Below are 20,000 nucleotides of genomic sequence, written 5' to 3'. Positions count from 1 at the left end.
ATCTGGCCGAATTGGCCACATCCTCAACAGTCCAGGCAGGTCGTCGTTCCGCCCCAGCGTGGCTCATGGAAGCGTCGAGGTCCAGGCGCGGCCCGACGCCGCCTTCTCATAGCCATGCTGATAGAGGGTGCGCATGTAGGCGGTGTCGAATCCCTCGGACGCCGCCGCGGGGTAATCGCGCTCGATATAGGACAGATGGAAGCCCCACCGATTGCGCTTGGCGAAATCGTAGGTCGAGAAGATGACCGAGCGCGTCTGGGACTGGGTGATCGACGACAGGCTGCGCGAGGCGACATCGAGCGTGCTGTTGGACACCAGCTCAAAGGTTCGTTCGAGCTTCTTGTTGACGAGGATGTAGATGTTCATCCGGCTGTTTCCGGGCAGACGTCCCTGGAACAGCAGGGCATCCGGCAGCGTCAGGACCGGAGCGGTCACGCCGCCGTCGACATGCATCTCCTCAAAGCGCCGGCCCTGGCCCTCGGCTTCGATCAGGATCGGCGGGAAGACCAGGGGGATGCTGGCGGAGGCCGCCATCACGTCGCGAAACAGGCGCAGCGCCTCGGGCGAACCGACCGCGGCGATTTTTCCCATGTCCCAAATAACCGTGCGTTGGGTGTCAAGATCGGTCGTCACCACCAGCAGCTTTCGGCCCCTTGCATTCTCGCGTGCAACGGCGGCCAGGATCTCCGGCCCGACATAGCGGGCCACCAGCTCGCGCAGTCGCTTGTTGCCGAACAGGCCGGATCCGAACAGCACGCGGATGATGCTGGCATCATCGAGCAGGCTTTCCGCGATGCCGCTGGTGTAGACCTCCCTCAGCGTGTCGTCGTATTGCGACCCGAGAAACGCAAAAGGCGCAATCAGGCCGCCGGTGCTGACGCCTGAGACGACCGAGAAGGTCGGGCGGGTGCCGGCCGCGGTCCAGCCGTTCAACACGCCGACGCCATAGGCGCCATCGGCGCCGCCGCCGGAGAGCGCGAGATAGGTCCTGGTTAAGGAGCGGTCGTCCTTCTCGAAACGGAATTTGGTGACGGGTTCGTCGGTGTAGCGCCGCAGGCCGTCGATATCGAGCACGCGGGAGCCAGAGGCATCCGCGGCGCTGTAGGGCGTCCGCGGCAAGGACGTGCAGGCGGCGAGCGCCAGGCCGCACAGCAAGACGGCCGACCTGAGCAGGCGTGAGCCTGTCCCCCTGATCCGGCTGTCGGAGAGGATTGATCCAGTCAGGAAAGAGAGGCAGGGCATTCGCCGTCAGTCACCGTACACAAGCACTTGCCGCCGCCGGCCTCATCGCCAGCGGGGTTTCGTGCCCCGTTCATAAAACTATACGGTATCGTTTTGTTTAACAAGCGGGAGGCTGAGGCGCCCGGGCGGCTCAATTATGTCGGCGTCGGACACGGGCTGCTCCGGAGCGCGCACTGGCGGATGAAATCTGACGCTTGGTGCCGTACAGCGTGAGCGAACCGTCCTGACGTTGAACATTCCCTTCGCTGGGAATGTTGGCAGCATCAGACCGGGCTTTTCGCCCACCCATACGCGCGTTTTAGTGGTTTAGCGCCAGGTTGCCGGTTCGCAGGGAGGATTATTCCACGGACCTCCGGCAAACTGGCCAGTGTCTGGAGCCCGGACGCAGTGAACGACGCTGGAGGGATGGATGGCTGCGCCGTTTCTGTCGCGCCACGCCGCCCTGGTGCGGGTTGCCGGTTCGCAAGGAGGCTTGTTCCACGGACCTCCGGCAAACTGGCCAGTGTCTGGAGCCCGGATGCAGTGAACGACGCGGGAGGGATGGATGGCTGCGCCGTTTTTGTCGTACCATGTCGCCATGGCCGGACTAGCGAACATGGCCGCGGCGATCAGTCCTAGCGAAACAAGCTTCTTACTCATTTGCCCGTCTCCATATGATATCAGAGATGGAACCACTGCGACGAGAGACATCATCAAGTGTTGATCTATATCAACCTCGTTCCCGAATATGGCGGCTGATGACCGCGCTGGGTCAATCGCTACTGAAATAGGCTATCCGCGCGACGTCCGCTTTCCTCCCGATAGCTTCCGTAATATCGCGCCGCAACGACTGGGGCAAAGTGCCGAGTTTTAATCCAACGGCAAGGGAGCCCGAGTGCTTCCGTGTTGGGCACCAGGCGTCAGATTTCATCCACTGGGCGGTTGATTGGCCGCGCCCGGCACGCAATAAGCAGCGCCATGAGTCTTCCCAATCATTTCGAATTGCTCGCCACGGATGGTAATGCTCGCGCCGGCCGCCTGACCACGCCGCATGGCGCGGTGCGCACGCCGACCTTCATGCCGGTCGGCACCGCAGGTGCGATGAAGGGCATGCACTGGCGCGAGGTGCGCGATGCCGGGGCCGATATCGTGCTCGGCAACACCTACCATCTGATGCTGCGGCCGGGCGCCGAGCGGATCGCCGCGCTCGGCGGCCTGCAGACCTTCACCGGCTGGAACGGCCCGATGCTGACCGACTCCGGCGGCTTCCAGGTGATGTCGCTATCGGACCTGCGCAAGGTGAGCGAGAAGGCCGTGACCTTTCGCTCGCATATCGACGGCGCCAAGGTCGAGTTGTCGCCGGAGCGTTCGATCGAGGTGCAGCGGCTGCTTGGCGCCGACATCGCGATGCAGATGGACGAGTGCGTGCGGCTGCCGGCCGGGCGCGACGACATCGAGCGCGCGATGCGGCTGTCGTTGCGCTGGGCGGAGCGCAGCAAGCGCGCGTTCGAGGCCGCGCCTGACGGCTACATGCTGTTCGGCATCGTGCAGGGCGGCGACATTCCCGAGATGCGCCATGTCAGCGCGCGCGAACTGGTGGAGATCGGTTTTCACGGTTACGCCATCGGCGGACTTGCGGTTGGCGAGCCGCAGGCGGTGATGCTTGCGATGATCGAGGAAACCGCACCGGCGTTGCCCGCGGATCGCCCGCGCTATCTGATGGGCGTCGGCACGCCCGAGGATTTGCTCGAGGCGGTGGCGCGCGGCATCGACATGTTCGACTGCGTGATGCCGACCCGCAATGGGCGTCACGGCATGGCGTTCACCCGCTTCGGCCAGATCAATCTGCGCAACGCCCGCCATGCCGATGATCCACGACCGTTAGATGAGGAAAGCGAATGGCCCTCGACGCGCAACATCGCGCGCGCCTATCTGCATCATCTGGTCCGCTCGGGAGAAACACTCGGTGCGATGCTGCTGTCGGAAATCAACGTGGCCTATTACCAGCATCTGATGCGGGGCATGCGCGAGGCGATCGCGAGTGGCGCTTTCGAGGCGTTCCAAATGAAAACGCGCGCCGATTGGGCGCGCGGTGACATCGCTTCACGATAGTTTGAGTCAATTACAGGCGAACCTCTTGACCGAATGTTTGGTCACGAATCCGTAACCGCAGGTGTCGCAGGTCCAGAGATAGCTGATCACGTGGTCGGTGAGGTAGGCCGAAGCTTCCGCAGCCACCATGGTGTCGGCACACACGGGGCACGTCGGCAAATCAGATCCACGCGGATCGGGTTTGAACGCTGTGGTCGACTGGATTGCAGCAGTAGCTGGCATCATGGGCTCCCTGCGCTCTGAACCTCTGGCTCCGCTCACGACGAAAGTATAGTCCGCAATCTTTGACGATGTCGCAACACAAATGCGTTGATTTAACGAACTTCTTGTTTTGCAATGCAGCGAACGCTTCGCGTCGGCAGTTCCGGCTTGCGCATCGCACGGGCCGCCTCCTAAGTAAGGGGAACCGCCAATTCCCCGCACGAGATCGTCACAGGAGCGTTGAGATGGATGCGTCGTCAGCCACGAGTGCAGTGCAACGTCCCGGGCGAGGGCGGGTTTTCGACTCCATCGTCGACGCGATCGGCGACACGCCGATCGTCCGCTTGCGCAAATTGCCGGAGGCGCATGGTGTTAGCGCAACCATCCTGGCCAAGCTCGAATATTTCAATCCCGCCGCAAGCGTGAAGGATCGCATCGGCGCGGCGATGGTGATCGCGATGGAGAAGGCCGGCGTGATCAACGCCGACACCGTGCTGATCGAGCCGACCTCAGGCAATACCGGCATCGCGCTCGCGTTTGTCGCGGCCTCGCGCGGCTATCGGTTGAAGCTGGTGATGCCGGAGTCGATGTCGATCGAGCGGCGCAAGATGCTGGCCTTCCTCGGCGCCGAGATCATCCTGACGCCGGCAGCCCAGGGCATGAAGGGCTCGATCGCGACGGCGGAGGAACTGGTGCGGACCACGCCCAACGCGGTAATGCCGCAACAGTTCAAGAACCTGGCCAATCCTGAAATTCACCGCCGCACCACGGCCGAAGAAATCTGGAACGATACCGGTGGCAACATCGACTACTTCGTCGCGGGCGTCGGCACCGGCGGCACTATTACCGGCGTCGGACAGGTGCTGAAGCCGCGCAAGCCGAGCTTGCGGATTGTTGCCGTCGAGCCGGAGGAAAGCCCGGTGCTGTCGGGCGGGCAGCATACGCCGCACAAGATTCAGGGCATCGGCGCCGGCTTCGTTCCGGACATCCTGGATCGATCTGTCATCGACGAGATCGTCAAGGTCAACGGCCCGACGGCGATCGAAACCTCGCGCGCGCTGGCGCGCATGGAAGGCATTCCGGGCGGCATCTCCTCGGGCGCCGCGATCGCGGCGGCACTTGAGATCGGCAAAAGGCCCGGGAGCGCCGGCAAGACCATCCTCGCGATCGTGCCGTCATTCTCCGAGCGTTATTTGTCAACCGCACTGTTTGAAGGAATCTAGCGATGGCGGACCAGCCGAGGCGGCCGAGAACCCTGAACGACGCACGCACCGAGGCCGAGGCGGCGTTCAAGCGAACCACCGCCAAGGTGGCGGAGGCGCCGCCGAAGGCACCCCGGCTTCCCGGCGTGAGGGAACTGGTCTCGCTGCGCATCGATCAGGACGTGCTGGAATATTTCCAGGAGGGCGGCCCCGGCTGGCAGGACCGCATGAACGAGGCATTGCGAAAGGCCGCGGGCAAATAGATCGCCGCGCGCACGCAGTTTGGATTTGCGAAGTGCAGAACGAAAAAGGCCCGGGATGAACCCGGGCCTTTTTTGCAAGTAGGTCGCGTGCGCCTCAGCGCAGCATGCCGCCCACGACGCCGCCGATGAAGCGCCCGGCGCCGGCGGGATCAGGACCGCTGTTGCTGTGTTGCCGCTGCGGCTGCGGCTGCGGCTGCGGCTGGGGTTGGGGCTGCGATTGTGCCTGACCGCTGCTGGGGGCCCGGCGCTTGGGCCGATCCTCGTCGGAATTCGCGGTCGGCGCTGCCGCGACGATTTCGCTCAGCAGCGCCTTGTGCTGCAGCTTGTTGAGATAGCCGCTCTTGGGATAGCCGCGGGCGACCTGCCAGCGCGTGATCACGCCGCGGGTGGCCTGATCGAACTGGCCGGTGGCCTTGATGTCGAAGCCGAGCCCGGTGAGGCGGCGCTGCACGTCGCGGCGCTGGCCCTTGTCGAGGCCGATCTGATCCTCGGTGGTCTGGTCCGCTTCCTCCTTGAAGGTCGCGGGATCGACGCCCGTGGTCAGGTTGCGGGTGGCATCGGGTTTGGGTCCGGACTCCAGCGAGGCAATCCGCGACAAGGCCAGCGAGCGGAACTGACCATTGGGATAGTTGCTCAGATAGGCGTTGAGTTCTTCCGGCTTGTTGGAGTCCTTGATCGAACGCCAGAACTCCAGTTCCACGTCTGATGCCTTTGAAGCTCCAGCCGCCGGCGTTGCAGCCGCCACGGCGCCGGGCGCGGGCGCGCCGTTCAGGTAGACCGAACCGATCAGGTTGGTGTGCCCCCAGGGCAATTGTCCCTTGTTGGTTTCCTCGTTGACCTGGGCGCGGACCTTGGTCATCGCCTGCTGGATCTCGACGCCGGGCTGGGTGAGGTTAGCGAGGAGTGCGCGGGTAAACGGGCTGTTGGAGCCTTCCTGGCCGTCGAGCGCGGTCTGGCCCGGGCCGGTCGCGAACGCGATCAGCGTGCCTTCGCCGGATTTCATTTCGGCCAGACCCGTCTGCACGTTGACGCTGCGGGTCGCCGAGTTCGACTTGATCTTGGCCGCGAACGGATTGTCGCGGCAGGCGTCGAGGAACACCAGCTTGACCTTGGCGTCGCCCATGGTTTGCTCGAGCGTAAGGTCGATGTTGATCGCGGCGCCGAGCTTGACGTCCATTTCGGATTTGATGTCGGCGTCGATCGGCAACAGATAGTTGGTGCCCGAGATGGCGATGCCGTGACCGGCGTAGAAGAACAGCGCGACGTCGGCGCCTTGCGCCTTCTTGCCGAAGTCGAGCAGCCGCTCGGTCATCTTGTCGCGCGTAAGATTGGAACCCTCGACCACTTCGAATCCGACATTGCGCAGGGTCGCGGCGATCGCCTTCGCATCGACCGATGGATTCGGCAGCGGGGCAACGTTCTTGTAGGCGCCGTTACCGACGACAAAGGCAACCCGCTTCTCGGCGCTGGCTGCGCCCGCCGTAAGGACCATGCAGATGGCGGACATAATGAGGGTTGGGTAGCGCATAGGAAATCCCCCTGCAGAATCGATAAAAGGCTTTGATTGTAACGCTGGCCGGACATTACAGAAAACCGCCCGCTTCGCGCCACAAAAAAGCGGCGCGACGACCAAATCCGGAGCCATCCGTTACCGTCGCGACACGCGTCGTCGCGTGATCTAGATCACAGCCAGGCAAATAAAATTCAGCTTGGCGCGGATGCCTTAGTCGAAGGATTCGGTTTCAGGTTCAACAGATTGCCGGTGAGGATCAACGTCGCGCCGAGCACGGTGAAAAGATCCAGCCGCTCGGAATAGATCAGCCAGCCGGCGGCGGCGCTCAAGGGAACCCGGAGAAAATCCATCGGGATCACCACGGTGGCATCCGCATGCAGCAGGGCGCGCGCCATGCAGTAGTGGGAGAACGTGCCGCAGAACGCGATCACCACGACCCAGCCCCAGAGATAGGCTGGCGGCCACGTCCAGACGTAGAGCGCGGGAAGGAGGCCTGCCGCCGATTGAATTACCAGCATCCAGAACATGATTGCGAGCGTCTGCTCGGTGCGGGTGAGCGACTTGACCATCGCGACCGACACGCCGAATCCGACGGCCGCCGCCAGCGCGATCAACTGGCCCGGGTTGACCTCGCTGGTGGCGGGGCGAACGATCACGACGACGCCGACGATGCCGAGCACGATCGCCGCGATCTTCCAGATCGTCATGCGCTCGCCAAGAAAGCTCGCGGCCAGGATCGCCGTCCAGATCGGCATGGTGAATTCGATCGCCACCACCTGGCCGATCGGGATCAGCGTCAGCGCAAAGAACCAGCCGAGCTGCGCGCCGTAGTGAATGAGGTTGCGCGCAATATGCTGTGGCAGCCGTTTCGTCTTCATCATGCCAAATCCGCCAGCGGCGCGGATCAGCGGGTACAGCATCATGAAACCGAGGATCGAGCGCATCTCCATGAGCTGGAACACGTTGATCTCACGCGCCGCCTCGCGGCCGGCGATCATGATGATCAGCATCAGGGAGAGCCAGCCGGCCATCCACAGCGCGGCCAGGGCTTTGGATTGTGTGCGGTCCATTCGGGAAGCTTGCGGGGTTGGAGGCAGGCCGGTATCGGCGAGCGTGCCGCAATTTGCAATGCGCATATGCGGCGGGGCAGCGATGCGCCGCGTCGCAATTTCGCTGTGGGAGCGGCTGCCGGTTCAGTGCTAAGGAGCAGCGGTCTCAGGGAGGACTTACGCATGCGTATCTTGCAACCGGCCGAATGGTCGAAACCTCGTGGCTTCTCGCACGGTGTCGAGGTCGACGGCCCCGGCAAATGGATCGTGCTGGCCGGCCAGACCGGCGGCGACGAGAAGGGCGATTATGCCCCCGACATGGCCGCCCAGGTCGGCACGGCGCTGAAGCGCATCGTCAAGCTGCTTGGAGAAGCCGGCGCTGGCCCGGAGCACATCGTCCGCCTGACTTGATACCTTACCAGCCGCAGCGAATACGAGGCCGCAGGTCCCGGCATCGGTGCAGCCTGGAAGGAAACACTCGGGCGCAATTTCCCGCCATCGACCTTGCTCTACATCGACGGGCTGGTCGACGTCAGGGCCAAGGTCGAAATCGAAGTCACCGCCAACGTGCCCAAGGGCTAGCGCCCAAGGACTAGTGCGCAAGGACTGGTGCGCAAGGACTGGTGCGCAAGGCACCACAAGACATCAAAACGGCCGGACGCTTTCCACGTCAGGTGAGCCGGAAAAGCCAAAAGGATATCGTGAGCCAATGAACACTCGATCGACCTCCGCAGACTACGTCACCGCCTTCGCAACCGGCTGGCCCGAGCACCAGCCCGACCTCATGGTGCTGTCGCTGACCACGCACCGGGGCGTGCAGGATTTTGCGTTCAACAAGGAGCAGGCTTTGTTGATCGCCAAAACGATCAAGGAGACCGCGGCGAAACTCGAGAAGCCGAAGACGAGTTAAGCCGTCGATATCGACGGCCCGAAACTGTCATCGCCCGCCTTGTGCGCAATTGCGCACGGGAGCGGGCGATCCAGTGTTCCTGAGACGTCGGTGATCGGGCCGAGAAGCCGCGGCAACTGGATAGCTGCTTTCGCGGGTATGACGATCTACTTCGACAGCGAGATATTGGCAGCCCGGAACTGGCTGTCGGCCTTCATGGCGATGTGCTGCTTGCTGCCGGTGGTTTTCAGCGAGATGCTGGAACTGAAACCGGCCGCTTCGGCGATCAGCTGGAAGCTGCCATTGGCGCCCCGTCCCTGGATGCTGCCGCCGACATTACGGCTGCTTTCGCTCCAGTTGCCGGTGATTTCGCCGCCTGCTGCGACCACCGCCGCTTGGAGGTTGAACTTATAGGCGTCGCTGGCGCAGGTGAGGCTCATGTCCAGGCTGGCACCGCTCACCTTGTAGGTCGCCCGGCAGCGGATCCGCTCGCTCGAACCGTCATCCAGCGTCACGGTGCCGGGACCGGACCAGATGCCGGCCATGCCGGCGAATGCACTGGACTGGGCGTAACTGGTGGAAGCCGCGAACGCCGTCAAAAAAAACGCGACGGCTGCGAATGTCAGCCGCCGCGCTTTGGCGAAAAATTCTGAAGTCTGGCTTGCTCTATTGACGGGACGCTTCCCATCGACCGCTGCACGCGACACCAGCTGAAGCCCCATTCCATTTCCCCGATCCGGAGTTGCCACTGAGTTGACCGTTCGCATATGCACCATTGATCGAGACTTTCACAAGCCCCCCGCTGCCGACGCTGCCGGAAACCGGGCCGCCCGAAATCTTGCCGTCGGCGACATTCACCGTTGAAGTGGTTTGCGCATCGCAGCTGCCGGTTTTTGTTACCACAGTAACCTGCCAAAGGCCGTCATAGGGCGACTGGGCGGAGGCCGGAGCGACCGCAAGAACCGCGGCGGAGGCAAGAAACGAAGCAAACAAAATGTCGCTGATGCGATTGGCGCGCATGGATCAAATCCCTGAGATGTGTGTGATGACGCACCTTATCTGGTCACAATGTGGCCAAACTGGGGTGCGCCGCAGCACGGTGAAATGTTCCTGTGAACTCAAACACATCAAGGTGAATCCGGTTCCAGCCGCGGAACGACGAAATTGCCATCTTTTGGCGCTGATTCGCTAGAAGACGACCAAGATGGGTATTTAGGTAGGGATCAATGCTTGGCGTCCGACAGACTCGGCGCCTTCGTGGCGAACTCCTCGTCCTGCGGCGTGGCGGGGAGGCTGTGATGGGTCTTGGCGTGAAAGATGACGTCAGCCAGCAGTTTCTGGCCGAGCGGGGCCAGCGCGCGCTCCCAGAGCTCGCGGGCGGTCTCGCCCTTCTTGACGAACACCCACTCCTGGGCGGCGATGGCGCCGGCGTCCATCCGGTCGGCGAGGTGATAGACGGTGCCGCCGGCGATCGGGTCGCCCTCCTTGATGGTCCATTCCACCGCGGCGATGCCGCGATGCCGGGGCAGCAGCGAAGGGTGATAGCCGACGCCGCCGAGCTTGGCGGCGGCCAGCGCTTCCCGGGTGACGCGGGCATGGCTGTGGGCGGTCACGATCAGGTCGGTATTGGGCGCGATTTCAGACGCCACCACGAATTTCGGGTCGGCCTGTACCACGACCTCGATCCCGGCGGCGTGCGCGGTGGCGGCAAGCCGGTCCTCGCCGTCGTGAACCACGACGCGAACGATATCGACCCCGTGTTGGCGCAGGGTGTTGAATGTCGTCACGCCGAAATGGCGGGAACCGACCAGGGTGATCCGCATGTGTTCCGTCCGTCGTTAATCAGGCCGGTATGCCGATAGCACACCATGACCGCCTGTTTCGACACTGGGTCCGGGGCATTGGGGTTATCAACAGGGCGGCGCAGCTACGCGATCAGCTAGCTGCCGCTTGCAATGGCGTACTGGGCGGGGTTCGTCCACGGGCCGGCGGGGGAGCGGCAGGCGCCTGACGTTGTTCCGTCACCAGGACAAGATGCGCAGCTCGGGCCGGGTGTAGGTCGGGATAGGTTGCTGGACCGGCCCGGACTGTTGGTCGGCCGCCATCTGCAGTCGCTCCCGCAGGTCGGCGCTGCACTGCTTCATCTGGTTGCGCAACTCGCGCCGGCTGAAGGTGGTGAGAGAGGAATTGCCGAGCTGCGCCCAGGCAGCGCGCATCCATTGCTGCAGGGCGCGGATATCGGAATCGAGCATCTCAGGCTGGTTCATTCCGCCGGAATCTCAAAACGTGATCGCGCCATAATTAGGTCTGATTCTCTGGCCGCCGCCTACTCCGTAGCAAGACGGACGGCAGGAAAATCCGGCGATTTGAAACAGGCGAGCTGGAAGCAAGGGAACGCGCGCACCACATAATCGTTGCGTGGGTGCCCCTTGGAGAGACCTCGATGATCCGCAATCCGGCGCTTGTTCTCTTCGCGGCGCTCGCCCTGATCGTCCCTGGAAGGGCATTTGCACAATTGACGCCGCCAGCCGGCTCGGCCGGTGCCGGCAATTCGGCGATATCGGGCGTGCCGTTTGGCCCGGCCAATCCCAGGTCGCTCTCCGATCCCAGCGGTATCGGCAACGCCGGAAATATCCCGCCGCTCCGCCCCAACCCTCCGCCGCCGGTAACCTCCTACGGCTCAGTCGATACGCCAGCGCCGCGCGCGCGGCTCGCGACGCCGCCGTATACCGGCGCCTCGCAGCGGATCTTCAGCGCACGCCAGGCTTACCCGCGAAAACCGCCGCTTCGGCGCCGGCCGCGACCCGAGGTGAGCAGCTTCACGGGGATCTGCCGGGGTTGCTAGCCGGCAAACTGCGATCCATCCCGCAACCAGCGACCACGCAGGAAAACGGACATTTCGATGTTCGGCTTTGGCGGGGAACAATCTTCTCTTGCCGAACTTATGACCTCAGAGGTCATGCGTGCTGACCCTGCATCTGCCGAGTATTGAGTGACGCAAAATTTGCCCCAGGGGCAGGGAATGGCCGGAATGAACCTCCAGCAACGGACGGCCAAGACTCTCTCTCCGCCGGGCCTGTCCGCCGCTCCGGATGTCGCCTGCGCGCCGCGCGACGAATGGCTGCGGGCGCACGAAGACAGTCCGGCCGTGACCTACGATCATGTCGGTGTGGGTATCGCCGAGATCGACGAGGCCGGGCGGATGCTGCGCGTCAACCAGAAGCTCTGCGAGCTGACGGGACGCGAAGCGGCCGATCTGGTCGGCCGCTCCATCTTTGACGAAACCTCGCCACAGGACCTCGCGCAGGATATTGCGCAGTTCAGGCGACAGATCGCGGGCGAACTCGATCGCTACACCATTGAAAAGCGTCTCGGCCGCAAGGATGGCACGTATTTCTGGGCGGAGGTGACGTCCTCGAGCGTTCGCGATGCGTCAGGAAATTTCCTGTACGCGGTGCGGGTTCAGCATGACATCAGCGCCCGCAAGGAGACCGAACAGGCGCTGGCGCGCCGCAGCGAAGAGCAGGGGGCACTGTTCCGGTTCTCCGAAAAGCTGCAATACGCCGCGTCGCTTTCCGACGTTTACGACGCGGGCCTCGACGCCATCCTCGCCGCGCTTGCCTGCGAGCGCGCCTCCATTCTCCTGTTCGACGACGACGACGTGATGCGTTTCGTCGGATGGCGGGGCCTGGCGGACGGGTACCGCAAGGCGGTCGAGGGCCATTCGCCATGGGACAGGAGTGAACGAAATCCGCGGCCGGTCTATTTCGAGGACGTTGGCCAGTCCGGTCTTTCCGATGCCCTCAAGGAAACGGTTGCGCAAGAACGCATCGCAGCGGTTGCTTTCATTCCGATCATGATCGGCGGCCGGCTCGCCGGAAAATTCATGGCCTATTACGACAAGCCGCATCGCTTCGCCGAAGCGGAGATCGACGTCGCGCTGACGCTTGCGCGGCAACTCGGCTTCGGCGTAGCGAGGCTGCGGGCGGAACAGGCGCGAAGCTTGGCCGAAGAGCGAGCGCAGCAGCTCGTGTTCGTCGTGGAATCCTCCGACGATGCGATTATCAGCAAGGATCTGGATGGTATCATCCGGACTTGGAATTCGGGCGCCGAGCGGCTGTTCGGCTATACCGCCGGCGAGGCCATCGGCCAACCCGTGACCATTCTTTTTCCGCCGGGCCTCGAAGACGAGGAGCCGGGGATTCTCGCGCGCATCCGGCGCGGCGAGCGTATCCACCATTACGAAACCGTTCGCCGGCGGAAGGACGGCAGCCTGCTGGACATTTCACTGACCGTCTCGCCGGTGCGCGACGGCGAGGGACGCATCGTCGGCGCATCGAAGATCGCCCGCGACATCACCGATCGCAAGGAAGTCGAGCGCAAGCTCCGCGAAAGCGAGCAGCGTCTTACCGAATTGCTCGCGGCCATACCGGCCGCGATCTACACGACCGACGCGCAGGGAAAAATTACCTACTTCAACGAGGCTGCGGTCGAATTCTCGGGCCGGACCCCCGTGCTCGGTAGCGACGAATGGTGCGTCACGTGGAAGCTGTTCATGCCGGACGGCACGCCGCTCCCGCACGATGAGTGTCCGATGGCTGTCGCGCTGCGGGAAGGGCGCGCCGTGCGTGGCGCCGAAGCGGTCGCGGAGCGGCCGGACGGGACGCGGGTTCCCTTCATTCCGTTCCCGACGCCGCTGCGGGATTCTTCCGGCAGGATCAACGGCGCCATCAACATGCTGGTTGATATCAGCGAGCGGCGGCAGGCGGAGACGCAGCAGCGGCTGCTGCTCGACGAACTCAGCCACCGCACCAAGAACAACATGCAGATGCTGCAGGCGCTGCTGTTCTCCGCGGGAAGAACCGCGAACAGCGAGGAGGCGCGGAAAGTCCTCAACGAGGCCAGTGCGCGGATCGCGGCCATGGCGGCGGCGCAGCGCGTGCTGTACGGCCGCAGCGACGCCAGCCGGTTTGCGGCGGCGGAGTTCCTGCCCGCGGTCTGTGAAACAATCCGGCAATTGCTGCCGCCGGAGGCGCGAATCGAAAGCGGCGCAGCGCACGGCGTGCTTTCCAACGACGTGGCCATGCCGCTCGCGCTGATACTGAACGAGCTTCTGACGAACGCCGTCAAACACGGCATCAAGGACCATGCGAAGCAGGGCGTTCGGGTCAGCCTGACCGATCAGGATGGGCGATTGGCACTCAGCGTCGAGGATGACGGCGAGGGGTTCGATCTGGAGGAGGTGCGCAAGAACTCATCCGGGCTCCAGCTCGTGCTCGGCCTCGCGCGCCAGCTGCACGGAACGCTTGCCGTCACGAAAAACCCTTCACGGGCGTGTCTCGATTTTCCCGCCGCGAAAATCTAGGGCGGTCATCGATGATGCCGCAGCAGCGCGCAGGGCTTTTTTCACCGCAGCCCGGGCCGGACCGGAACCCGCCGCCGTCTGCGGAAGAGGCCCGGCGGATGGAAGACAAGCAGGGCCCGCCGCGCGTTCTCGTCGTCGAGGATGATTTTCTGATCGCCATGCAAACCGAAATCGCGCTGACGGCAGCCGGCTTCGAAGTGGTCGGCCCAGCCACGACCGCCGAGGAAGCGGTCGCGCTGGCCGGTGAGGCGCAGCCGGCGCTCGCCGTGATGGACATCCGTCTCGCCAGCACCCGCGATGGCATCGACGCCGCACGGCAATTGTACCAGGACTTTGCCATCCGCTGCATCTTTGCGACCGCGCATGACGACGCGCACACGCGCGGACGCGCCGAACCCTATGCCCCGCTCGGATGGCTGCCGAAGCCCTACACCATGGCGTCGCTCGTCGCGGTGGTTGCCGAGGCTGTCGCAGCGCTGCGCCGGCCGTAGCCGCTCAGTCCCGATAGTAGTACCGGCCCTGCGGCGGCCGTTGGTAGTACCGTTCGCCGTAATACTGTTGACGCCCCTGCTGATACTCCCGCGGCACCATCCCGTTCGGATAACATTGGCCATCCCTGACATCGAGGTCGGCGCCATGCCCACACGGCACGGGATAACGGCGGCTACGCTGGTAAAATGCGGCCTGGTCCTGCGGGGCCAGATATCCATTCGGATAGCAGAAGCCATCGCGCGCGCTCAGATCCCAACCGTCGCCACATGGCGGCGGATGGGCGGGGACACGGTATTGCACGGCTTGAGGCAAGACGGGTGCAGCAGCGATTCCAGGCGTCATGCCCAACTGAATGGCCAGTGCTGCGGCGGCAATGCTGACGATCATGGTCCTTCTCCGATCAAACCAGCAGCTGCCGGCGTTTCACGACGCGCTGGCGAGTTGCCGGATCACGATTGAGCGGCTGCTGTTGCGTCCATGCAAATATTCAAAACATGCCCTGAATATGCGATGAACGCGTTTCAGCTCGGCGAACAGATGTTTAGCGCTGCCGCGCTATCGCATTTCGAAGTAGCCGTTTCGTCGATAGTGATAGCCCGGGCGGCCTTCCTGATACTGCTGCGGCACCGCGCCGTTCGGGTAGCAGAGCCCATCGCGAATATCGCGGTCGGCGCCGTGACCGCAGGGTACCGGCCGCCGGCCGCCGCCGTACTCCAGGGGATAATACCGGCCCGATTGAAACCGCGGCGGCACCGTGCCGTTCGGGTAGCACTTGCCGTCCCGCTCATCGAGATCGTAGCCGTCTCCGCATGGCGGCGGATGGCCGTGACGTCGGTAGCGGATTTCCTGGGCGAAGGGGATGCTTTCGTTCGGCGGGTGGGTGGGTAGTCCCAGTTGTAGCGTGAGGGCTACGCTGGCAATGCTCACGATCATCTATCGGTCCCTCTGGTGGCAAGAATTTCTCACTACGGCCGATCTCTGTCGCTCGTGTTCACGCCAGCGATATCTTTGTGGGTCGCGTCTGCACGAGACATCGTTCCATGATTGAAGAAATCACCAAAACGCCCGTCCGGACAAGCGGTGGTCTCCCGATCGCGCTCTTATGATAACCGTCTCTGGCGGATTATTTCTCATCCGCGAACGTGCCCGTCGGTTAATTGACCGGCAGGATCATTTAATAGGTTCTATTCCAGCAAGCCGGAGTCTGTCGCATCGTGACGGTTAAATATGCCGGGCCGAATCGCTTGAAGGAACTTCCCGCTTTTTCCCGATTTAAACTACGGGAATAGGGAGCGGTAAAAATATGGCGAAGCGCTGGAGTGCCGAGGACATCAGAGACCTCAAGACGCTTTCTCAAGAGTATTCAGTTCAAGCGATTGCCGAAAAGATAGACCGAACCGTGGGTGGGGTGGCCTTCAAGGCTCATCAGCTAGGGCTGCCGCTTAAGGCGCGCTCCCAGGTAATTGACCCGGAGCCAAGGGACTTCTGCCGGACGGGCACCGGCAACAGGCCGGCTGCGTCTGATCGGCCCGGCTGAGCTGACGCTCGCGGCCCTCGAGGGTGAAGCCGGATCTGATGCGGTCTCCGATGCGAGCCTAACCGGAGCGGTAGGCATCCAGTGCATGGGCGGCAAAAATGCCGACGCTGAACAAGGCGAGGATCTCGATCATTGCGGCGCCTCCTGCTCGCCAATCGTGGCGAGGAAACTGCTGCGTGACTGGTTCCAGATGAAATCGAAGATGAATTGCATGTCGGCCGTCCCTATTTCCTTACCAACCAGATAGGCAGGCCTTTGTTTCAGGATGTTTTCGTCGGCCCCGGAAAATGGTTTCGTCCGGCGGTTAGCCGGAACTCAATGATGACAATTTTGCGGCGGACGCGCATGATTTTGCTTCACCAGCGGAGTGATTCGAGCATGCTGGAAGCGATTGTACTGTTGCTGGCCGTGAGCACGTGTGCCCTGATCCTCATTGCCTTCTGGGGCCTTGACCTGCTCGGGATGCGCCGCCGCAGAGGATAGGGCCGTTCTGGTTCAACGCGGACCGTTGTCGCGAGTAGCGCCGGCACGAGGTCGTCGCGCGCGCCCGGGGTGAGCCCACCCACGGTAAACCAACGCTTAACCATGAATCGGTACCATGCGCTTGCGTCCGGGTGGTGACCGTCCGGCTAAGCGGGAGCGCATACTATGCCCGTCGAAATGCTGACGTACGCCGAACTGGGCGAACGGCTCACGATTTCCCCGGAGGCTGCCCGGGCTCTGGTAAAACGACACCGATGGCCGCGTTCCCGTTCCAACGACGGCAAGACGCTGGTGCAGGTCGATTTAACCGAGATCAGCCACTCTCCGATCTCTCGTCCGCCGCAAGCACAGGCCGGTCAACAGCTGATCACCACCCTGAAGCAGAAGATCGAGGCCTTGCAGGCCGAACTGCTCGAGGCGAAGGCTATTGCCAGCGGTCATCGGGCGGACTTTGAGAGGGAGTGCGAACGCACCAATAAGCTCCTGGCGGAATTGCTCAAGGCCACCTCCGAAGGCATGGGCGCCCGGGAAAGGGCGGCTCTGCTCGAAGGCAAGCTGTCGATGCTGACGCAGCCCTGGCGACGTCGGCTGGTCGATGCTCTCAGCCTGGCCTTGCCACAAGTCGCTACGCGCGAGAGCGCCGGAAGCGTAGCCCAATCGCATAATTGAACCGACGCGGCTGCTCGCCTCGGCTCTTCTGAATTCAGACGAGGGTTTAATCAGGCTCGTTCCGCTGGCTGGCGTCAGTGCCAATGGCGGCGGTGATGACGATGGCCGCCGTAGTAACGATGTTCCGCTCGTCGCCAGCCATAGCTCGTGTAGGGGTTTCCGCGCCCGTAGTTCTGGCAATTGGCATTCGGATAGAATTGGGCGCACCAGCCCGGATTGGTAATGACGTGCTGCGCCGACGCCGGGCCGGCAGGTGCGGATAGCAACGATAGGGCAACAGCGCCAAGCAAGATCGTTGGTTTCGTCATCGCAGCCTCGCTTGTTTCCTGGTTGCGAATTGAACGGCGATTGATTGTAAGCGTTCCAGTTCGCTTCCCTCGAATTCTTCACTGACGGAAAGCCGAACGGGACGGGCGGATGACGCAACAACCGATGGCTTCGCTTTGCAGACCCATGGCGCAGCGGCTCAAGAATCAAATTCGGCCCCGGCGAGCTATTGGATCCTGAACTCGTCGACGCTTCGTCCTTCCGCAAGCATTTCGGTTATCCAGCGCGGCGTTTTGCCCCGGCCTGACCACGTCTCTGAGGGGTCTTTAGGGTTTCGAAATTTCGGCTCGACTTTGGGGTAGGGCCGCCGTTGCGGAATGTCTTTGGGAGACCCGCCGAACCTGCGACCAAGTTCATCAAGCTGGTCTTGAAGCTTGCGCTTTTCGCTTTCCAGTTTTCGATCCAGAACGTCGATGATCCTCTGGTGCAGATCCCAGAGGTCATTGAGTTCCATCTTCTCCAGTTCTCGGTCTTTCACAGCCGGCCCCAGGCAATGACGCGATCACCATGCGATGGAAAGCTTAAATAAAGGAAAAGCGGCGAGGGGGCGGCCTTCGTATGGACTGATCGCTGCGTCAGGCGAGAATAATTGTTCGGCGCTTCCGCCGGAAGCGCCCATGCCACCGTAGTTCTACGGACGGACGCGCAGCCTCAGCTATTTGCGTGAGAGATAGCCGTCGTATTCGGTGCGCCGATGAGGGTGCCAAACTTCCGAAGGTCGATACGATCAAGTTCTACATCTGTCGGCGTGACCACGCGCTGGGTGGAGCAAGGCGGGCGCGTGTGTCAAAAGAAGCGCCGCCGGGCTCGAAATACGTTGTCCCGGCGGCGCCTTGTCTCAGACTGAGGCTCTGAAATCCCAGTCTCCGTGTATCTAGCAACGCCCGTGCCAAAGGGGGGGGCGGGGCCGCCTCTAGGGCACGAGGTGGCCCCTAATCGCGCAGTACTCAGGCGGGGACTAATCGCCATCTGCGCGACCTGCCGTCACGTTAGACCTGTCTGAATCGGCTGCAACGAAACTCGCGCGTTAAGCTTGATGTCAGCGTTGCGGGTTAATGCCGGAGCACACGCAAATCCTGCTTATCCGAGACTTCTTACTCAGCGGCGCGGCGTCGCTGCGAGCGAGGCTTTCGCAGCCTTCGTATCCGCCGGAGCAGATTTCGCAGAAGCGCAATCAGGGCATCGCCGAGGCTGATGATCGACACGGTAGGCTATCCAAGAACTGTCCGTGTTGGCGTTGCGCGCGCCTTGCCGCCGTGTCATCGAAATATAACAGCGGACGGCGTACCCGATTGTAAGCCCCAGCGGCGCGTGTGGATCCGCTACAGCAGTATCGGAAGTTTACTTCTTATTAGCGGCAGGCACGGAGGGATCTATGAGTACCCTGCAAGCTATCGCACTCGGAGCCATGCTCGCCTGGACGCCATGCCTTATCGCTCCGGCGGCCTTGCTGTGGAGCGCTCCAACGCTTGAGAAGATGGAATAAACTGCGCGCCTCGAGGCCGTGGTCTTACGGATACTCGGGCCTGTGGAAAACTGTATGATGGCTCTTGCCGGGGCTGCATTTCATTCCGAACAAATTTGACCGGCTAAAGGGTCGCGCCAACGCGACCCTTTATAGATTCCAGGCGCTTTGAATACCCCGTCGTCTCAACCCGGCATTTGAGGTCTATTAAAACCATTCGCCGGGAATGTATTTGTCGAGAAGCAATACTGATACCGATAGAAGAAGTCCGATCCCGCTAAAGATTGCGACCGAAACGAAGCTGTCAAACCTGCCGCGGGTTTTGGAGGTAACGGTTGAAGCGACTGTTGCCTTGAAAGCGGTCATTTGAAATTCCCCTTTGCCGGCCAATTGGCTTCGTAATTTCGTAAGGCAAACAGGTATTGGTTTCCGGACGATTTCAAATTTGCGCTGAATGATTTCTTTCACGGGAGCGTGATGCGCGCCATCGGGCTCAATCCCGCTCAACGTCATTCCGTTTATACGGAAGGACGCTCTGGAGCGGCGCGCGGTCCCCAGCCGCGCAACCGGCGAAGCCAAGGCCTTCTCTCGTCATCAAAACTATATAGGTGCAACCATGGACGCGCTGGCGCATGCGAACCCCGGCTTCTATTCGGTGGTGTTGTGACGATGCACGACGAGAGCTGCAAGACGACCGGTCAGCGGCAGCATTTTGGGGCAGGGCCAAAGACACGCACAGGATTGCCGGCCGGTTAGGCTGGAGGCGTGGCACAAGGAGAAGGGCGGATCCGATTTCACCGAGCCGTTCACTTGCTCGTCGGTCAATTGCTGAGGAAGGGAGCCCCCGCCGCAACTTGGAGAGACGACGGGGGCTAACAGGGTATGGAGCGAGGGCAGCCCGAGATCGAACCGATGTCGCCCGCAATGGCCTGTAGAGCAAGTGAAGCGAGGTTGGCGAATTGAGACAAGACGAAGTTTTGGGCAATGCGCAGGGTTCTTGCGCAAACGGAACTGGAGTTTGAGTCCTCAGATCTTGACCGGCTCGCGCGAGGCGCCAGCGCATGCCAGCGGGGCGTCGTGACGATGCAGTGCGCTCTGGAGCGGGATGGCGCGGAATGAACCGGCACCTTCGGCCGAGAGACCGACGCTCTGCCATTGAGCTACTTCCACTAAGCTTACGGACTTCTTCCAAGATTGGACGCGGTAATCCGG

The 20,000-nt window shown here is 62.4% G+C and carries 20 protein-coding genes and 1 pseudogene; 9 read left to right on the top strand and 12 right to left on the bottom strand.

From position 1 onward, the window contains the following. Window positions 1-63: 63 nt before the first annotated feature. Window positions 64-1,242, bottom strand: a complete 1,179-nt coding sequence (locus tag ACPPVP_RS24195) for a patatin-like phospholipase family protein (protein ID WP_426525138.1) — start codon at window positions 1,240-1,242, stop codon at window positions 64-66. A gap of 957 nt (window positions 1,243-2,199) precedes the next feature. Between ACPPVP_RS24195 and tgt the strand changes: the two genes are divergently transcribed. After that, window positions 2,200-3,333: a tRNA guanosine(34) transglycosylase Tgt gene (gene tgt / locus ACPPVP_RS24190; protein ID WP_426525136.1), complete on the top strand. Its 1,134-nt coding sequence runs from the start codon at window positions 2,200-2,202 to the stop codon at window positions 3,331-3,333. Between the two features lie 6 nt (window positions 3,334-3,339). Here the strand turns inward: tgt and ACPPVP_RS24185 are convergent, their stop codons facing one another. After that, complete coding sequence (locus ACPPVP_RS24185; RefSeq protein WP_426525134.1) at window positions 3,340-3,555, bottom strand: hypothetical protein; 216 nt, start codon at window positions 3,553-3,555, stop codon at window positions 3,340-3,342. 224 nt (window positions 3,556-3,779) lie between these two features. Here ACPPVP_RS24185 and cysK point away from each other — a divergent pair, with 224 nt between their 5' ends. Both cysK and ACPPVP_RS24175 read left to right on the top strand, forming a co-directional pair. Further along, a complete protein-coding gene (gene cysK / locus ACPPVP_RS24180) occupies window positions 3,780-4,757 on the top strand; it encodes a cysteine synthase A (protein ID WP_426525132.1) in 978 nt (325 codons plus the stop codon). Window positions 4,758-4,759: 2 nt separating this feature from the next. After that, window positions 4,760-4,999 carry a BrnA antitoxin family protein gene (locus tag ACPPVP_RS24175; protein WP_426525130.1) on the top strand — a complete coding sequence of 80 codons (240 nt, stop codon included), beginning with the start codon at window positions 4,760-4,762 and terminating at the stop codon, window positions 4,997-4,999. Between the two features lie 94 nt (window positions 5,000-5,093). On the opposite strand, the gene ACPPVP_RS24170 is transcribed toward ACPPVP_RS24175, so the two are convergent. Together ACPPVP_RS24170 and ACPPVP_RS24165 are read right to left on the bottom strand one after the other, a co-directional pair. Then, window positions 5,094-6,527 carry a caspase family protein gene (locus ACPPVP_RS24170; RefSeq protein WP_426525128.1) on the bottom strand — a complete coding sequence of 478 codons (1,434 nt, stop codon included), beginning with the start codon at window positions 6,525-6,527 and terminating at the stop codon, window positions 5,094-5,096. Window positions 6,528-6,703: 176 nt separating this feature from the next. Then, window positions 6,704-7,582 carry a DMT family transporter gene (locus ACPPVP_RS24165; RefSeq protein WP_426525126.1) on the bottom strand — a complete coding sequence of 293 codons (879 nt, stop codon included), beginning with the start codon at window positions 7,580-7,582 and terminating at the stop codon, window positions 6,704-6,706. Between the two features lie 162 nt (window positions 7,583-7,744). On the opposite strand from ACPPVP_RS24165, the pseudogene ACPPVP_RS24160 reads away from it, so the two are divergent. Both ACPPVP_RS24160 and ACPPVP_RS24155 read left to right on the top strand, forming a co-directional pair. Next, window positions 7,745-8,143, top strand: a pseudogene (locus tag ACPPVP_RS24160) (RidA family protein). 127 nt (window positions 8,144-8,270) lie between these two features. After that, the gene (locus ACPPVP_RS24155) at window positions 8,271-8,471 is read left to right on the top strand and encodes a hypothetical protein (protein WP_426525124.1); all 201 of its coding nucleotides are present in this window, start codon (window positions 8,271-8,273) and stop codon (window positions 8,469-8,471) included. 146 nt (window positions 8,472-8,617) lie between these two features. Here the strand turns inward: ACPPVP_RS24155 and ACPPVP_RS24150 are convergent, their stop codons facing one another. The 4 genes from ACPPVP_RS24150 to ACPPVP_RS24135 form a co-directional block, all read right to left on the bottom strand. After that, entirely contained in the window at window positions 8,618-8,995 is a 378-nt protein-coding gene (locus ACPPVP_RS24150; protein WP_426525122.1) for a hypothetical protein, read from the bottom strand. 121 nt (window positions 8,996-9,116) lie between these two features. Continuing rightward, a complete protein-coding gene (locus ACPPVP_RS24145; RefSeq protein WP_426525120.1) occupies window positions 9,117-9,470 on the bottom strand; it encodes a hypothetical protein in 354 nt (117 codons plus the stop codon). Between the two features lie 203 nt (window positions 9,471-9,673). Next, on the bottom strand, window positions 9,674-10,273 hold the full coding sequence (locus ACPPVP_RS24140; protein ID WP_426525118.1) for a formyltransferase family protein: 600 nt from the start codon (window positions 10,271-10,273) through the stop codon (window positions 9,674-9,676). 198 nt (window positions 10,274-10,471) lie between these two features. Next, window positions 10,472-10,717 carry a hypothetical protein gene (locus ACPPVP_RS24135; RefSeq protein WP_426525116.1) on the bottom strand — a complete coding sequence of 82 codons (246 nt, stop codon included), beginning with the start codon at window positions 10,715-10,717 and terminating at the stop codon, window positions 10,472-10,474. A 176-nt stretch (window positions 10,718-10,893) separates the two neighbouring features. Between ACPPVP_RS24135 and ACPPVP_RS24130 the strand changes: the two genes are divergently transcribed. The 3 genes from ACPPVP_RS24130 (at window position 10,894) to ACPPVP_RS24120 (ending at window position 14,306) form a co-directional block, all read left to right on the top strand. Next, window positions 10,894-11,295 (top strand): hypothetical protein, encoded by a 402-nt coding sequence (locus ACPPVP_RS24130; RefSeq protein WP_426525114.1) that lies wholly within the window; start codon window positions 10,894-10,896, stop codon window positions 11,293-11,295. A 186-nt stretch (window positions 11,296-11,481) separates the two neighbouring features. Continuing rightward, window positions 11,482-13,815 (top strand): PAS domain S-box protein, encoded by a 2,334-nt coding sequence (locus ACPPVP_RS24125; RefSeq protein ID WP_426525112.1) that lies wholly within the window; start codon window positions 11,482-11,484, stop codon window positions 13,813-13,815. A gap of 98 nt (window positions 13,816-13,913) precedes the next feature. After that, a complete protein-coding gene (locus tag ACPPVP_RS24120; protein WP_426525110.1) occupies window positions 13,914-14,306 on the top strand; it encodes a response regulator in 393 nt (130 codons plus the stop codon). Between the two features lie 4 nt (window positions 14,307-14,310). Here ACPPVP_RS24120 and ACPPVP_RS24115 read toward each other — a convergent pair whose 3' ends face one another. Next, a complete protein-coding gene (locus ACPPVP_RS24115; protein ID WP_426525108.1) occupies window positions 14,311-14,694 on the bottom strand; it encodes a hypothetical protein in 384 nt (127 codons plus the stop codon). Between the two features lie 168 nt (window positions 14,695-14,862). Then, window positions 14,863-15,240, bottom strand: a complete 378-nt coding sequence (locus ACPPVP_RS24110; RefSeq protein WP_426525106.1) for a hypothetical protein — start codon at window positions 15,238-15,240, stop codon at window positions 14,863-14,865. Between the two features lie 1,252 nt (window positions 15,241-16,492). Here ACPPVP_RS24110 and ACPPVP_RS24105 point away from each other — a divergent pair. Continuing rightward, window positions 16,493-16,996, top strand: coding sequence for a hypothetical protein (locus ACPPVP_RS24105; protein WP_426525104.1), 504 nt, complete (start codon window positions 16,493-16,495; stop codon window positions 16,994-16,996). A 493-nt stretch (window positions 16,997-17,489) separates the two neighbouring features. Here ACPPVP_RS24105 and ACPPVP_RS24100 read toward each other — a convergent pair whose 3' ends face one another. Then, window positions 17,490-17,777: an H-NS family nucleoid-associated regulatory protein gene (locus ACPPVP_RS24100; RefSeq protein ID WP_426525102.1), complete on the bottom strand. Its 288-nt coding sequence runs from the start codon at window positions 17,775-17,777 to the stop codon at window positions 17,490-17,492. Between the two features lie 1,218 nt (window positions 17,778-18,995). Continuing rightward, window positions 18,996-19,367 (bottom strand): hypothetical protein, encoded by a 372-nt coding sequence (locus tag ACPPVP_RS24095; RefSeq protein WP_426525100.1) that lies wholly within the window; start codon window positions 19,365-19,367, stop codon window positions 18,996-18,998. Window positions 19,368-20,000 lie beyond the last annotated feature (633 nt).

The organism is Bradyrhizobium sp. McL0615 (assembly GCF_049993905.1).
In the GTDB taxonomy this organism is placed as follows: domain Bacteria; phylum Pseudomonadota; class Alphaproteobacteria; order Rhizobiales; family Xanthobacteraceae; genus Bradyrhizobium.
The sequence above is the reverse complement of the archived record's forward strand: the minus strand, read 5'-3'. Positions and strand labels throughout refer to the sequence as shown.